This window comes from Anabaena sp. EIM26 (genome assembly GCF_057568715.1).
Window position 1 is genome coordinate 3473372 of sequence record NZ_CM172472.1, and the last position, 13853, is coordinate 3487224.

Annotated in this window: 12 protein-coding genes and 1 pseudogene; 5 read left to right on the forward strand and 8 right to left on the reverse strand. The window is 39.5% G+C overall.

Going from position 1 to position 13853, the window contains the following annotated elements:
* Window positions 1–9: 9 nt before the first annotated feature.
* Together AC012T_RS15135 and AC012T_RS15140 are read right to left on the reverse strand one after the other, a co-directional pair.
* The gene (locus tag AC012T_RS15135) at window positions 10–1317 is read right to left on the reverse strand and encodes a protein kinase domain-containing protein (RefSeq protein WP_487059559.1); all 1308 of its coding nucleotides are present in this window, start codon (window positions 1315–1317) and stop codon (window positions 10–12) included.
* Window positions 1318–1492: 175 nt separating this feature from the next.
* Complete coding sequence (locus AC012T_RS15140) at window positions 1493–1789, reverse strand: hypothetical protein (protein WP_487059561.1); 297 nt, start codon at window positions 1787–1789, stop codon at window positions 1493–1495.
* Between the two features lie 355 nt (window positions 1790–2144).
* On the opposite strand from AC012T_RS15140, the pseudogene AC012T_RS15145 reads away from it, so the two are divergent.
* Together AC012T_RS15145 and AC012T_RS15150 are read left to right on the forward strand one after the other, a co-directional pair.
* A pseudogene (locus tag AC012T_RS15145) lies at window positions 2145–4300 on the forward strand (polyribonucleotide nucleotidyltransferase).
* Between the two features lie 310 nt (window positions 4301–4610).
* The gene (locus tag AC012T_RS15150; protein ID WP_487059307.1) at window positions 4611–6278 is read left to right on the forward strand and encodes an IS1634 family transposase; all 1668 of its coding nucleotides are present in this window, start codon (window positions 4611–4613) and stop codon (window positions 6276–6278) included.
* 450 nt (window positions 6279–6728) lie between these two features.
* On the opposite strand, the gene AC012T_RS15155 is transcribed toward AC012T_RS15150, so the two are convergent.
* The 3 genes from AC012T_RS15155 to AC012T_RS15165 all read right to left on the reverse strand — a co-directional run bounded on the left by AC012T_RS15155 (window position 6729) and on the right by AC012T_RS15165 (window position 8463).
* A complete protein-coding gene (locus AC012T_RS15155) occupies window positions 6729–7190 on the reverse strand; it encodes a pentapeptide repeat-containing protein (protein ID WP_487059563.1) in 462 nt (153 codons plus the stop codon).
* Between the two features lie 215 nt (window positions 7191–7405).
* The gene (locus AC012T_RS15160; protein ID WP_487059565.1) at window positions 7406–7786 is read right to left on the reverse strand and encodes a pentapeptide repeat-containing protein; all 381 of its coding nucleotides are present in this window, start codon (window positions 7784–7786) and stop codon (window positions 7406–7408) included.
* Between the two features lie 296 nt (window positions 7787–8082).
* Complete coding sequence (locus tag AC012T_RS15165; protein WP_487059567.1) at window positions 8083–8463, reverse strand: pentapeptide repeat-containing protein; 381 nt, start codon at window positions 8461–8463, stop codon at window positions 8083–8085.
* A 164-nt stretch (window positions 8464–8627) separates the two neighbouring features.
* Here AC012T_RS15165 and AC012T_RS15170 point away from each other — a divergent pair, with 164 nt between their 5' ends.
* The gene (locus AC012T_RS15170) at window positions 8628–8891 is read left to right on the forward strand and encodes a DUF3146 family protein (RefSeq protein ID WP_015214646.1); all 264 of its coding nucleotides are present in this window, start codon (window positions 8628–8630) and stop codon (window positions 8889–8891) included.
* Window positions 8892–9039: 148 nt separating this feature from the next.
* On the opposite strand, the gene AC012T_RS15175 is transcribed toward AC012T_RS15170, so the two are convergent.
* The 3 genes from AC012T_RS15175 to ntcA form a co-directional block, all read right to left on the reverse strand.
* The gene (locus tag AC012T_RS15175; RefSeq protein ID WP_487059569.1) at window positions 9040–9474 is read right to left on the reverse strand and encodes a pre-16S rRNA-processing nuclease YqgF; all 435 of its coding nucleotides are present in this window, start codon (window positions 9472–9474) and stop codon (window positions 9040–9042) included.
* A gap of 58 nt (window positions 9475–9532) precedes the next feature.
* The gene (locus tag AC012T_RS15180; RefSeq protein WP_487059571.1) at window positions 9533–11023 is read right to left on the reverse strand and encodes a DUF3084 domain-containing protein; all 1491 of its coding nucleotides are present in this window, start codon (window positions 11021–11023) and stop codon (window positions 9533–9535) included.
* A gap of 243 nt (window positions 11024–11266) precedes the next feature.
* Window positions 11267–11938, reverse strand: coding sequence for a global nitrogen regulator NtcA (gene ntcA / locus AC012T_RS15185; protein WP_015214649.1), 672 nt, complete (start codon window positions 11936–11938; stop codon window positions 11267–11269).
* A gap of 379 nt (window positions 11939–12317) precedes the next feature.
* Between ntcA and fabI the strand changes: the two genes are divergently transcribed.
* Together fabI and hisB are read left to right on the forward strand one after the other, a co-directional pair.
* Window positions 12318–13094 (forward strand): enoyl-ACP reductase FabI, encoded by a 777-nt coding sequence (gene fabI / locus AC012T_RS15190; RefSeq protein ID WP_487059573.1) that lies wholly within the window; start codon window positions 12318–12320, stop codon window positions 13092–13094.
* Window positions 13095–13251: 157 nt separating this feature from the next.
* Window positions 13252–13848 carry an imidazoleglycerol-phosphate dehydratase HisB gene (gene hisB, locus AC012T_RS15195; protein ID WP_487059575.1) on the forward strand — a complete coding sequence of 199 codons (597 nt, stop codon included), beginning with the start codon at window positions 13252–13254 and terminating at the stop codon, window positions 13846–13848.
* Window positions 13849–13853 lie beyond the last annotated feature (5 nt).

Sequence of the window (13853 nt, forward strand, 5' to 3'; positions counted from 1 at the left end):
GGTGTTGAATTATACTTTTAGAAATTCGATAAAATTACGGGAAATTTTCTCAGAAAAGTTGTCTGACACTGACTTAACAATGTTGTTTAAAATTGCATCCCCAGTCTTTTGGACAAGCGGTATTGGTAAGAAAATTATAAAAGCAGGAAAATCGAGCTTTGTTACAAGAATTAATTCCCATTCTATGCGAGTAAGTTCTTGTTTCCCACTAGAACAGTCTATAAGCTTTATTTTGGAGAAAAAGTCAACATCATATCCATTAGGATCTATTCCAGATATGGGTTCTGTCTTTATTTGATAACATCCTCTGCTTTGTTGGTTCATGTATAGATTAACTGTAGGCTCTATTTCATATCCCAAAGCCCCTATTTTGCCAATATTTAGTGAATAAGCATTTCTTTCAATTAAATTAGCTTTTAAAGGCAATATACATTGGGCTAACCATTTAGGATGATTATCAATGTATTTAATTACTTCTTCCATATTTCCTTGAAGAATTATAGTGCCTGTGGATTTATTTCTAAATAGATAAGGAAATGATAACTTGCTTTTTTGGGTTGCTCTTTCTTTCGTAGAACTAGCATTATATTGTTTAGCATTGATATCCTGAAATACTTCTTTAGCTGATTGATATCTTTTTTTAGTTGCTGGCTGAACTAATTTATCTAAAATTTTGCCAAGGGAATCACTCACAGGAGTATTTAGGTAGTTTCTCCAAATCCAGTCATTTTCAGAATCATCGAATAACCTAAAAGGATCAACTCCTGTTAAGAGATATAAACAGGTCACTCCCAGACTATAAAGATCACTGCCAAATATTGGTTTACCTTTTGCTTGTTCTGGTGAAGTATAAGGTGCGCTGCCAATTACTATTCCCGTTACGGATAAAATTGTGTTTGTAGTAAACTTTGATGCCCCAAAATCAACTAAAACAATTTCTCCGTCAAAATGCCGAATGATATTTTCTGGTTTTATATCTCTATGAATTACTTGATTCTCATGAACAAATTGCAACAAGGGTATCAATCTATTTATGAGAATCCAAATTTTAGCTTCTGAAAATGTTCCCTCTTGCTTGAACTCTTGCTCTAAATTTTGTCCATCAACGAATTCTTGAATAAGATATTGATTTCCATCTTGTTTGAAATAAGCTAAGAGTTCAGGTATTTGAGGATGTTTACCTAGTTCATCTAGTCGAACTGCTTCTTGAGCAAAAAGTTCTGCTGATTTAGTAGCAATGTCTGGACTTTGATCTATAGGAAAAAATTGTTTGATTACACATTTAGATTTTGAAGGTTTATCTTCATCAACTGCCAAAAATGTTCTACCAAATCCACCTTGATCTATTTGTTTTATTGCCCGATATCTATCCCTTAACAGAAGCTGAAGTCCACAATGACAGCAAAATCTTATATTGTCTGGGTTCTGTTTATTGCAGGTAGGTTGAATACAATAACTCATACAAAAATCCCTGGATTGTAAGTATCATTTCTTATCCTGCGATCGCATTAATAATAGTAGACTTACCCGCACTGGTTGGCGCAACAATCGTCATCGTCAATTCTTTACGCTTCACCCTTTCTAACTTCTCATTGACGTGCCTGATATCTTCTTCAATAGCATTAATCTCAGCCCCCAACCGATTCCCACCCTGATTTTCCGCCAGCAACCGATCATGATCTCTCAATATTGCACAACTTTTTGACATCACATTACTGACGTGGGTAATCACATCAATAGCAGACTGGTGTAGCGCATCTGAATCAGGCTGTAAAGAGTTGTTAGACATACACAAGATGTTATGAAGCCACTACCAATAACAATTTTAACATTGCACAGAGTGAAGCTAAACGGACTTAGTTAATATTTTAACTACCGTATTGTAGAGTTTATAGAGCGATCGCCTCTCAATTTCTTGTCTTGACGAGCCGCCGAAATTTTAAGTAATTAGTCGGGGGATAGGCGACAGAAAAACAATGTAGGTAAAAGGCAATAAGTAAGAGTGTGATGACAAGCTAGGAAGAACTTATCCAAAAGCAGAGAATTTTGTTTTATGTTTGTTTGTTACAGAAGCCGTCTATAGTGCATAAATGTTAGGATTGCCACAGAAAGAGAATAGCGTGCATAGAAGGAAAAAAAACTGAATGGCAGAAGTTGATAAGTCAATATCCTTTGATGGACGGGATATTCGGCTGAAGGTTGGACTATTAGCCCCCCAAGCTGGCGGGTCGGTGTTGATACAATCGGGAGATACCGCTGTTTTGGTGACAGCTACGCGATCGCAAGCCAGAGAAGGCATTGATTTTCTTCCCCTGACTGTAGATTACGAAGAAAGATTGTATGCAGCGGGAAGAATTCCTGGTGGTATCATGCGCCGAGAAGGTCGTCCACCAGAAAGAACGATTCTTACCAGCCGTCTAATTGATCGTCCTTTACGTCCCTTGTTCCCTTCATGGTTGCGGGATGATTTGCAAGTTATTGCTTTCACCTTGTCAATGGATGAGCAAGTACCACCTGATGTATTAGCTGTAACTGGTGCTTCAATTGCTACCTTAATTGCCCAAATTCCCTTTAATGGGCCAATGGCAGCAGTGCGTGTAGGTTTAGTGGGTGATGATTTCATTATTAACCCCACCTACGCAGAAATTGAAGCCAGCGATTTGGATCTAATTGTTGCCGGTTCACCAGATGGCGTGATCATGGTGGAAGCAGGTGCCAATCAGTTACCAGAGCAAGATATTATCGAGGCAATTGATTTTGGCTACGAAGCAGTGCGGGATTTAATCCAAGCACAGTTAGATTTGTTGGATGAACTGGGTCTAAAAATTGTTAAGGAAGAACCACCGGAAGCAGACCAAACACTAGAAAACTATATCCGCGATCGCGCAAGTGCTGAAATTAAAAAAATCTTGGCGCAATTTGAGTTAACTAAACCACAACGCGATGCCGCTTTAGATGTTGTCAAAGATGGCATAAAAGCTGAAATTCAAGCTCTTCCCGAAGAAGATCCCATTCGCACAGCCGCATCCGCCAATAGTAAAGCCCTTGGTAATACCTTCAAGGACATTACCAAATACTTTATGCGCCGTCAAATCGTTGAAGACAACGTTCGCGTTGATGGTCGCAAACTAGATGAAGTCCGGCCTATATCTTGCCAAGTTGACGTTTTACCCAAACGGGTTCACGGTAGCGGTTTATTTAACCGGGGTCTAACCCAGGTCTTAAGTTGTTGCACTCTCGGCACACCGGGAGATGCTCAAAACCTCAATGATGACTTGCAAGCAGACCAACACAAGCGTTACCTGCATCATTACAACTTCCCCCCCTTCTCAGTTGGGGAAACCAAGCCAATGCGTGCGCCAGGAAGAAGAGAAATCGGTCACGGTGCATTGGCAGAAAGAGCGATTTTACCTGTGCTACCGACAAAAGAACAATTCCCCTACGTGATCCGCATAGTTTCGGAAGTGCTTTCTTCCAACGGTTCCACCTCAATGGGTTCAGTTTGTGGTTCCACCCTTTCTCTTATGGATGCTGGTGTACCCATTCTTAAACCTGTTAGCGGTGCCGCAATGGGTCTGATTAAGGAAGGGGACGACGTGCGAATCCTCACCGATATTCAGGGTATTGAAGACTTTTTAGGTGACATGGACTTTAAAGTTGCTGGTACTGATACTGGTATCACAGCTTTGCAAATGGATATGAAAATATCTGGTTTGTCGTTGGAAGTTATTGCTCAAGCTGTCCATCAAGCTAAAGCGGCTCGGTTGCATATTCTGGACAAAATGCTCCAGACTATCGACACCCCACGGGCGGAAACTTCAGCTTATGCCCCACGTCTGTTGACGATCAAGATTGATCCCGACATGATTGGTCTAGTCATTGGACCCGGTGGGAAAACGATTAAAGGTATCACTGAAGAAACTGGTGCAAAAATTGACATCGAAGACGATGGCACAGTCACCATTTCCGCAGTTGATGAAAGCAAGGCGAAAAGAGCGCGTAACATTGTCCAAGGCATGACTCGCAAGTTGCATGAGGGAGATGTTTACGTAGGACGTGTAACACGGATTATACCCATTGGTGCGTTTGTGGAATTTTTGCCAGGAAAAGAAGGCATGATTCACATTTCTCAATTAGCTGACTATCGTGTTGGCAAAGTTGAAGATGAAGTAGCAGTTGGTGATGAAGTGATTGTCAAAGTGCGCGAAATTGACAATAAAGGTAGAATTAACCTGACACGCTTGGGTATCCACCCAGATCAGCAGCTGCGGCGCGGGAAGCTGCGGCAGTAAATCATTAAATTGATTGAGGATTTTAGATTTTGGATTAGGGATGAATCGCAAATCTAAAATCCGCGATGCCTGTACAGTAGGCATCGCTGTACGATCTTTAAATTATTTTTGAATATACCGCAGAAGTCAGGAGTAAAGCTGGCTTGGTTTTTGGCTTTCAATAGTGAGTTAGCAATATCAAAACCCACATTCCGCAGATATTAAAGTAAATTTAGGAATTAAAAATTTAGAAAAAGTAAAGCCTGAAAAGATTGCCTAGCAAAGATTTCAGGCTTTTTTGGTAAAATAATAAGCGTCAAATAGAGAAGGGAAAAAACAATGAAAGAGTCAAAAGAGGTCATGAAAATCCTAGATATAGACCATTTAGGAATAGTAGCGGGAATAATAGACGAGATGGAATTGGTAGAAGAAGTGAATAAAATGGTGGGAATAAAAACAAAAGAAATTCTCACACCAGGACAAGTAGTAAAAGCAATGATCTTAAATGGATTAGGCTTTTTAAGCGCCCCATTATATCTATTTGGGGAATTTTTTGTAGGAAAAGCAACAGAACATTTAATAGGAGAAGGAGTATTGCCAGAGCATTTAAATGACGATAAACTAGGAAGAGAACTAGACAAATATCATCAAATAGGAACAACAAAAATATTTACAGCAGTAGCCATAAAATCAGCCCATAAATTCCAAGTAGAAAGCAAGAGTATTCATTTAGATGGAACATCAATGAGTGTAGAAGGAGAGTACAAAAAAGAAATCGAAGAAATAGACGAAACAAAGCAAGAAACAGGAGAAAATAAATTAGAGATAGAAGCAGAGATGAAAGCAATAGAAATAGTGCATGGATACTCAAGAGATAAAAGACCAGACCTCAAACAATTTATCATAGACATGATAGTAACAGGAGATGGAGACATCCCCTTATATTTAAAAGTAGATTCAGGAAATGTAGATGATAAAAGTGTATTTGTAGAAAGATTAAAAGAATTTAAAAAACAATGGACATTTGAGGGAATATGTGTAGCATATAGTGCCTTATATACAGCAGAAAACTTAGCAGCAATGAGAGAAATAAAATGGATAACAAGAGTACCATTAAGTATCAAAGAAGCAAAAAATAAAATCGTAGGCATAAAAGAATTGGAATGGAAAGATAGTCAAATATCAGGGTATAAAATAGCAGCTAAAGAATCAGAATATGGAGGGATAAAACAAAGATGGGTAATCGTCGAAAGTGAAATAAGAAAAAAATCAAGTATCCAACAAGTAGAAAAACAAGTAAAAAAACAGGAATCAAAAGCAAAAGCCTTACTTAGTAAACTATCCAGGCAAGAGTTTGCTTGTCAGCCAGATGCTAAAATAGCAATAGAAAAGTTATCAAAATCCTGGAAATATCACCAAATAAAAGAAATTGAGTACATAGAGAAACCAGAATATAAAACAGCAGGTAGACCAAGTAAATTGACCGAACCAAGTCAAATAAAATATCAAGTTAAAGGTCAAATAGAAATAAGAGAAGAAGTAATAGAAGCTGAAAAAATTAAGGCAGGTAGATTTATATTAGCAACGAATATCTTAGATAACAATGAATTGAGTGATGAGCAGGTATTAGAGGAATATAAAGCCCAACAATCCAACGAGAGAGGATTTAGATTTTTAAAAGACCCGTTGTTTTTTACATCAAGTGTATTTGTCAAAACCCCGGAAAGAGTAGAAGCAATAGCAATGATAATGGGATTGTGTTTGTTGGTCTATAACCTCGCACAAAGAAAGTTAAGACAAGAATTAGCTAAATTCGATGATGGGATTAGAAATCAAGTTAATAAAATCACAAATAAACCGACAATGAGGTGGGTATTTCAGATGTTTCAGGCTGTACATTTGGTAATTATAAATGGACAGAAACAAATGAGCAATTTAACAGAGGAACGTGAAAAGATTGTTAGATACTTAGGAAAGAGTTGTAGTAAATATTATCTAATTACTTGATGTGGTTTATTTGACCGAAAAAGATGCAGATAGTTCAAGGGTAAAATTAGTAAATATAAATTTTTAGCGAAGATGTAAATATTCTTGGCTGTAATTGTCATGTTTATTTTACCCGAAATTACTAATTTAATATAGAGAGAGAAGATATTTTAAAACCTCATAAAATGAAGTTACTTAATATGCTCTATTTTTTGGCAAACAAAGTTAAACTCAACCAGAAAAATTAGGCAGATAAAATTTTCCTGGCTGGAATTTTTCAAAAATATCAATAATCTAAGTCACATCTGCGGAATGTGGGTCAAAATATTGTGTTTGCTTCAAGCAGATATTGATGATGTAGAGATATTTGTAGAGTTAATTATAGTTGATTAATGTTGGGTATCGTTCCTCAACCCAACCTACGAGGAATTGCGATCGCACTATCGCACTCCTATTGTGTCAGATACTTCCTCAGCTATTATCACTTCGGATACTTCCATCAGGCATGATAGTTTCGTAGAAGATAGCACCCTTGCAATAATAGATACTAAACTCACTGGCTCCACTCAAATCAGCATAGCTGAGGTTGGCATTTTTGAAATTAACTTCGCTAAGGACAGCCCGTCTGAATATGGCACGAGTAAAATTAGCTCCTTTGAGATTACTTTGACCGAAGATAGCATCACTAAAGTCAGCAGCTTCCAAATTAGCTCTTCCAAAACCACTGTCAAAGAAACGGATTCTTCTCAAGTTAGCGAAACTCAAGTCAACTTCATCAAACCCACTACGTTCAAAGTAAGCATCACTGAAGTCAGCACCCTTGAAAATGACTTGGTTAAGAATTTTATCGACCAAACGAACTCCTGGCAGCTTGACTCCAGTAAAATCTCTTTCCCCGGCAGCATAGCGCTGGAGCAACTCTTCAGCATCCATAACTCAGCCCTTACATCAATCAACTCATATAAAGATAACCATAACCCACTAAATCTGTGGCAAAACCTAGAAAAAATGACAATCAAAGTTCCTTCAGATATTGATGATGTAGAGATATTTGTAAGGTTAATGATAATTGATTAATGTTGGGTATCGTTCCTCAACCCAACCTACAAGATCAGCGATCGCGCTACAAGATCAGGCGATCGCGCTTTTCACCCTTCAATACTCTCTTCGACAAGAATATCGCCATTACCGACAATAGTATTTTGGAAATAAGCTCCGTGAGCGCGACCGAAATCACTGAGGTAAGACCCTTTGAGGTTAGCATTTTCAAATCTGGCACAAATTGCCTCAGCATCAGTCACATTAGCACCCTCCAAATTTGTACCAATGAACCTAGCCAGACTCAATTTGGCATAGCTGAGATTAACTCCACTCAAATTAGCTCCACTCAAATTAGAAGCCAACAGATTAGCCCCACTCAGGTTAGCCCCACTCAGGTTAGCCCCACTCAGGTCAGCCTCTTCCAAATTAATCCCACTAAAGTCTCTCTCTCCAGCAGCATAACGCTGGAGCAACTCTTCAGCATCCATAACTCAGCCTTTACATCAATCAACTCATATAAAGATAACCATAACCCACTAAATCTGTGGCAAACCCTAGAAAAAATGACAATCAAAGTTCCTTCAGATATTGATGATGTAGAAATATTTATAAGGTTAATGATAGTTGATTAATGTTGGGTATCGTTCCTCAACCCAACCTACAGGCGATCGCACTATCAAATTTCCTAAGTGAGATAGTGAAACAGTACAGCCTAAAAACAAAGAGATATGACAATCCTGATTTGAGTAACTCTCTATTAGCTGATAGAGAAACCAACAATTTTTCATCCTTCAATAATCTCTGGATCGACTATAATTTCACCATTAGACAAAATAGTATTTTGAAACAAAGCCCCGTGGGCATGACCGAAATTACCAATAGCTCCTTTGAGGTTGACATTTTCCAAACTGGCACCAACTATGGAAGCACTAGTCACATTAGCACCCCCCAAATTAGCACCAGTCAACTTAGCTAAACCCAATTCAGCATAGCTGAGATTAGCCCCACTCAAATTAGCTCCACTCAAATTGGCAGCCAACAGATTAGCTCGACTCAGGTTAGCCCCGCTCAGGTTAGTCTTACTCAGGTCAGCCTTTTCCAAATTAATCCCACTAAAGTCTCTCTCTCCAGCAGCATAACGCTGCAACAACTCTTCAATTTTCATAACTTAATACTTGCATCAACCAATACATATAAAGATACAGTAACATCTTCACAAAATGAGAGTTTCTCATTTCTTGCCAATTTGTCAATTTCAGGTATTTTTGGTACATAAAGATTAAGTAGCCTACATGGTTTACTTTTATCCCATACTTGACATCAAGCATAGTGAGTGCTAAACGTCTACCAGAAACAACCGCCAATGTCAGAATTACCCGTCAATCTTGGCAACATGGCTTTCTTGAAGGTGAAGTCAGCGCCGGCGATTTTGAATGGCATTTTCAGTGGCATTTCCGTCGGGGAGAACTGTCTGTCAAGCCTTCCCAAGGTCGGGCTTTAATAAAAGAACCTCTCGGCCGCTTTCTGGAAACACAAGATTACCAGTTAGAGCCAGGAGGCGATTATGCTTTTACTATTCGGGCTGAGTTGTAAATAGAAGAATTCAGGAGTCAGGATTCAGGAGTCAGAATGTACTCAAAAACCGTAGATTAATTAATTCTTGCCTATTACCTATTGTCCCCACAAAAAGACTTTTATGGCTTACGCTTGGACTTAGCTATGAGCAAGCCCTAACTAGTCATTAGTCAGTATTACCACTGGCAGTCAGACGATTTAAGTATCTTTCAATTAAGAGGATGGCCACAATGTCATCTATTGGTCGTGGAGGTTGACGCATTCCCTTTGGTAAGAGTTTGCTGAGTCCTCTGGGTGGAAACATCTGCCAATAGCGATCGCGTGCTTCTAAGGTACTATATCGCTCATCTATTAAAATAATATTCAGTGAATCTGTTAATTCCTGATTTAGCCGCAGTTTCCACTTTTTCGCCGTTGTTTGGTCGCCCATCACGATTAAGGAAATAGGAAATCTTTGTCGTAGTGTCTCAATTTGAGCGATCGCATCACCAGCAGGAACAACTTGATGATAATACAATTGCCGATCTAGTCCCATCACGGCTACACCACATTTATCTCGACCGGGATCAAAGCCTAAAATTGCAGGTTGTGTATTAGTCATTGGTCATTGGTTAATTATTCTTCTGCTGCTTCCCCGACCTTCCGTGCCTTCCATATCCCTAAGTACTAAATAAAATTTGTCCGTTGAGTAGAGCAACCAATTTGACTCTCAACGGACCGGCTGTATAAGTATCCTCAGCGGCTATAGCTTTAATTTCCAGAGGTTGGTCAGACTGTTGCAATTGGGCAAAAAAGCGGAGGAATGTACCATCTATCTGCACAGTTTCGATAATTCCCGCATTTCGAGCGCGAAATTGGGAAGCAGAAATTAATAAATCCAGGCGTTGCCTTAGTTGATATGATGTCATATTTTTCATATCGGCAGAAGTTGTCGCCAGTATTTCACCTGTGGAAAACACTAATTGATTCCGCGTGGCATCAGCAAAGAATTCTATCTGGTTTTCTCCCCTGACGTAATTACCCGCTGAGAAAATTCGCACCACATATTCTCGACCATCATTAATTTGTTTGATCAGTTGATCAACCCTATCTTGAGTAACACGCAATAACTCTGCATTTGCCGGATTTGTGCCAGGTTCACTTAATTCTAGGTTGGCATTGCGGTTAGCTTCCCGCAAAATTTGTATTACCACCTGACGAGCCGCCGTAGGTTGAGCTACACGCACCACACCAGCGGCTAGGACTTGACCCCGCACTATAGCCAATTTACCCAGACGCAAGTCACGGTATGACTGGTAATATTTTTCTAGCCGTGCTACTTCCTGTTCTAAATATTTTTGCTGTTTTTCTAATTCTTTGAGACGAGATTCTCTAGTAGCAATGACTTGCTCTCGATTTTTAATGTCTAGATTGCGATTTTGAATAAGTTTATCTAACTGAGTAATTTTCTGATCACGCTTTTCAATCGCTTCTTGACGATTAGCAAGTTCGCGATCGCGTTTTTCAATAGCTGTCTTCGCTTCGTCAATGGCTTTTTTCGCTTCCACATACAATCGCTGGCGTTCTGTCTTTAATTGTTCAACTGCTGCCTGTAATGTCTTACGCTGATTATAAAGGTTTTCTAATTCTCCTCTGGCTTGTTGGTACTGACTCGCCACTTCCCCCAGTTGGCTTTGAGTACCTTGGAGTTGAGCTTGCGTTTTAGCTTGTTGGCTAATGGTGCGATTAAGTTGAGCTTGTGTTATCCGTTGTTTGGCATTCGCCGCTTGCAAGGACTGATTAATTTTCTGTAAATCTTGTTGTGCCCGGGTTTGTTCTTTCCTGGCTTGATTGAGCTTGTCTTCTACCTGACTTTTTTCCGTTTCTGCGGTTTTGAGTTGTTCTCGCTTATTTCTGAGGTCATTTTGAATGTCCTCTAATTCAAATACTCCTTTCCGCAATCCTTCATCAGCAGCAAATAAAACCGCTAGAGTTGATGCAGAAATCAAACCACCAGTAAAAATAGTAACTAGTACCGCCGTTTTTTTGGGACGTAGGTTGAAAAGTGAGAGACGTGCCTTGCCAACTCGTGTGCCAATGCGATCGCCCACGGTGGCAATTACGCCTCCCAAAATTAAAATTGCTGCAATGAGGATGTACCCAGTGGCCATCTTTAACTACCGTTCACGGAGCGTGCCGGAGGCATAATCTTTCCAGATACAGCCTACTACTTTCAACCATAGTCTGTGGGAAAAAGAAGATTGACAAAAGCATGAATTACTCAATTTTTAGATTTACCTCTAATTGTTTGGGAAATGGGGAATGGGGAATGGGTATCGGAGATTGAGGTTATAAATAAATTTCCCCTGATCCCTGTCACCTGTCACCTATTCCCTGCCCCCTGTTCCCTAACTTTATGTAAATTGCCTACTTAAAGTTACAGGTTTATGCACAGTAATCTTCTTTTTGTGGATCGAAATCATTTTTTTCTCACGTAAATCTCCCAGTAACCTGGTGACAGTAACGCGAGTTGAACCAATTGCTTCAGCGATCGCTTGATGAGATAACTTCAAATCAATTGTGATGCCATCAGCGCAAGGTACACCAAAATCTCGACAAAGAATTAATAAAAAACTCACCAATCTAGAACCCATATCTCGGTGAGCAAGCGTTTCAATCATCATCTCTGTCTGAAGAATCCGCGAAGAAAGACCCCGCAGCATTAACATAGATAATTCTGGATTTTCCTTGAGCGCTTGCTCAACTTGTTCAATTGGTGCTGAAAGCAATTCTACAGCGGTAAATGCCACCGCATGGTAAAATCTATCTGATTTATTGCCCGTTAGCAACGACAACACACCAAAAACGCTATTTTCCCGTAGCAGCGCTACCGTTATTTCTTCTCCTGCCTCGTATACCCTGGAAAGTTTTACAGCACCCTTGAGAAGAAAATAAACTCGTTCGGCAGGATCGCCAGGAAAAAAGATCGTTTTGTTGCGTTCAAACGTTTCCACAACCGGAGGAAACGCTCCGGTCGCCATCTGACGAAAAACATTTGCTAGGGCTTTATCTTGTGTCACGATCATCTCCCTTCCCCTACCCAATGCCGGAAAAACAAAAACTGATTACCTAAGAATACACCTGAAAAATCAAGAAAGCACCGTCAACCTTTTTGTTTTTTCCTATACTCAAATTTGCTGCTTTATAGCCATTTGTTTATTATGATACCTAATTCTTGTTATTTTTAGCCATCAATTGTTCATAAGTAGTTTCAAAACCTCAAGTTAAAAGGTTTTTTTCTATAAAAACTTCCGATATCTTTATAACTTCTTAAACAATCAGCAAAAATTTTGTTGCACTCAGCACCCTAATTAATTAGATTTATTGAAAATCACGTCGCCAACAAAGTCAAAATAGGCTCAGATTCTAGTATGCTCCTATTGATTGATCAAATTAACAATTTCTATGCTGAATCTGTCCGGAAAAAACGCCCTAGTAACAGGTATTGCCAATAATCGCTCCATCGCCTGGGGTATTGCCCAACAACTCCACAATGCAGGTGCTAACTTGGGTATTACCTATTTGCCAGATGAAAAAGGCAAATTCGAGAAAAAAGTCTCAGAATTAGTAGAACCCCTCAATCCCAGCTTGTTCCTTCCCTGCAATGTAGAAAACGAAGAGCAAATTCAATCTACCTTTGAAACAGTCCGCCAGCAATGGGGCAAGATAGACATCCTCATTCATTGCCTAGCTTTTGCAAATAGAGATGATTTAACTGGAGATTTTAGCCAGACTTCTCGATCTGGTTTCAATAAAGCTTTGGAAGTTAGCACTTATTCACTAGTGCAGTTAAGTGGTGCTGCTAAACCTCTAATGACTGATGGTGGCAGTATTGTTACTCTTACATACTTGGGCGCAGTCCGAGCAATCCCTAACTATAACATCATGGGTGTAGCTAAAGCTGGATTAGAAGCAAGTGTACGTTACTTGGCATCTGAACTTGGCCCCCAAAATATTCGCGTTAATGGTATTTCCGCAGGCCCTATCCGCACCTTGGCATCTTCAGCTGTGGGCGGTATTTTGGATATGATTCATCACGTTGAAGAAGTCGCTCCTTTGCGTCGGACTGTTACTCAGCTAGAAGTGGGTAATACAGCAGCTTTTTTGTGCAGTGATTTGGCAAGCGGCATTACTGGACAAATCCTGTATGTAGATGCAGGATATGAAATTATGGGAATGTGATAGAAAGCAGGGAATAGGGAACAGGGAACAGGAAAAATTTCTTTATTTTTGATTATTAACTGAATATTTCATATGTCTCCCTCATCTCCCTTATCCTCCCAATGACCAATGACCAATGACCAATGCCCAATGACCAATGACCAATGACCAATGAATAATGACTAACAACCGCATTGCTACAGTTCACCGGACTACTGGGGAAACAGATATCCAAGTTACTATTAATCTCGATGGTACAGGCATCTGTAAGGCTGCCACCGGTATTCCTTTTTTGGATCATATGTTGCATCAAATAGCTTCTCATGGGCTGTTTGATTTAGATATTCAAGCTCAAGGTGACTGGGAAATTGATGATCACCACACTAATGAAGATGTGGGTATTACTTTAGGTCAAGCTTTATATCAAGCACTAGGTAACAAAAAAGGTATTGTCCGCTTTGGTAATTTTCTTGCACCCTTAGATGAAGCTTTAATTCAGGTGGCTTTGGACTTTTCTGGAAGACCTCATTTTAGCTATGGTTTAGAAATTCCTACTCAACGGGTAGGAACTTATGATACTCAATTGGTACGCGAGTTTTTTGTGGCATTGGTAAATCATAGCCAAATGACCTTGCATATTCGCCAGTTAGATGGTATAAATTCACATCATATTATTGAAGCAACTTTTAAAGCTTTTGCTAGAGCCATGCGAATGGCAGTAGAAATAGATCCTCGACGTGCGGAGACTATTCCTAGTTCTAAAGGTGTTTTATAAGTTGC

Bases quoted from the DNA above. Each gene is read 5' to 3' on its own strand.
- AC012T_RS15150 (WP_487059307.1), top strand. From the start codon at position 4,611: ATGAAAGAGTCAAAAGAGGTCATGAAAATCCTAGATATAGACCATTTA.
- fabI (WP_487059573.1), top strand. From the start codon at position 12,318: ATGCTGAATCTGTCCGGAAAAAACGCCCTAGTAACAGGTATTGCCAAT.
- AC012T_RS15155 (WP_487059563.1), bottom strand. From the start codon at position 7,190: ATGGATGCTGAAGAGTTGCTCCAGCGCTATGCTGCCGGGGAAAGAGAT.
- AC012T_RS15175 (WP_487059569.1), bottom strand. From the start codon at position 9,474: ATGACTAATACACAACCTGCAATTTTAGGCTTTGATCCCGGTCGAGAT.
- AC012T_RS15180 (WP_487059571.1), bottom strand. From the start codon at position 11,023: ATGGCCACTGGGTACATCCTCATTGCAGCAATTTTAATTTTGGGAGGC.
- AC012T_RS15160 (WP_487059565.1), bottom strand. From the start codon at position 7,786: ATGGATGCTGAAGAGTTGCTCCAGCGTTATGCTGCTGGAGAGAGAGAC.
- ntcA (WP_015214649.1), bottom strand. From the start codon at position 11,938: ATGATCGTGACACAAGATAAAGCCCTAGCAAATGTTTTTCGTCAGATG.
- AC012T_RS15140 (WP_487059561.1), bottom strand. From the start codon at position 1,789: ATGTCTAACAACTCTTTACAGCCTGATTCAGATGCGCTACACCAGTCT.
- AC012T_RS15165 (WP_487059567.1), bottom strand. From the start codon at position 8,463: ATGAAAATTGAAGAGTTGTTGCAGCGTTATGCTGCTGGAGAGAGAGAC.
- hisB (WP_487059575.1), top strand. From the start codon at position 13,252: ATGACTAACAACCGCATTGCTACAGTTCACCGGACTACTGGGGAAACA.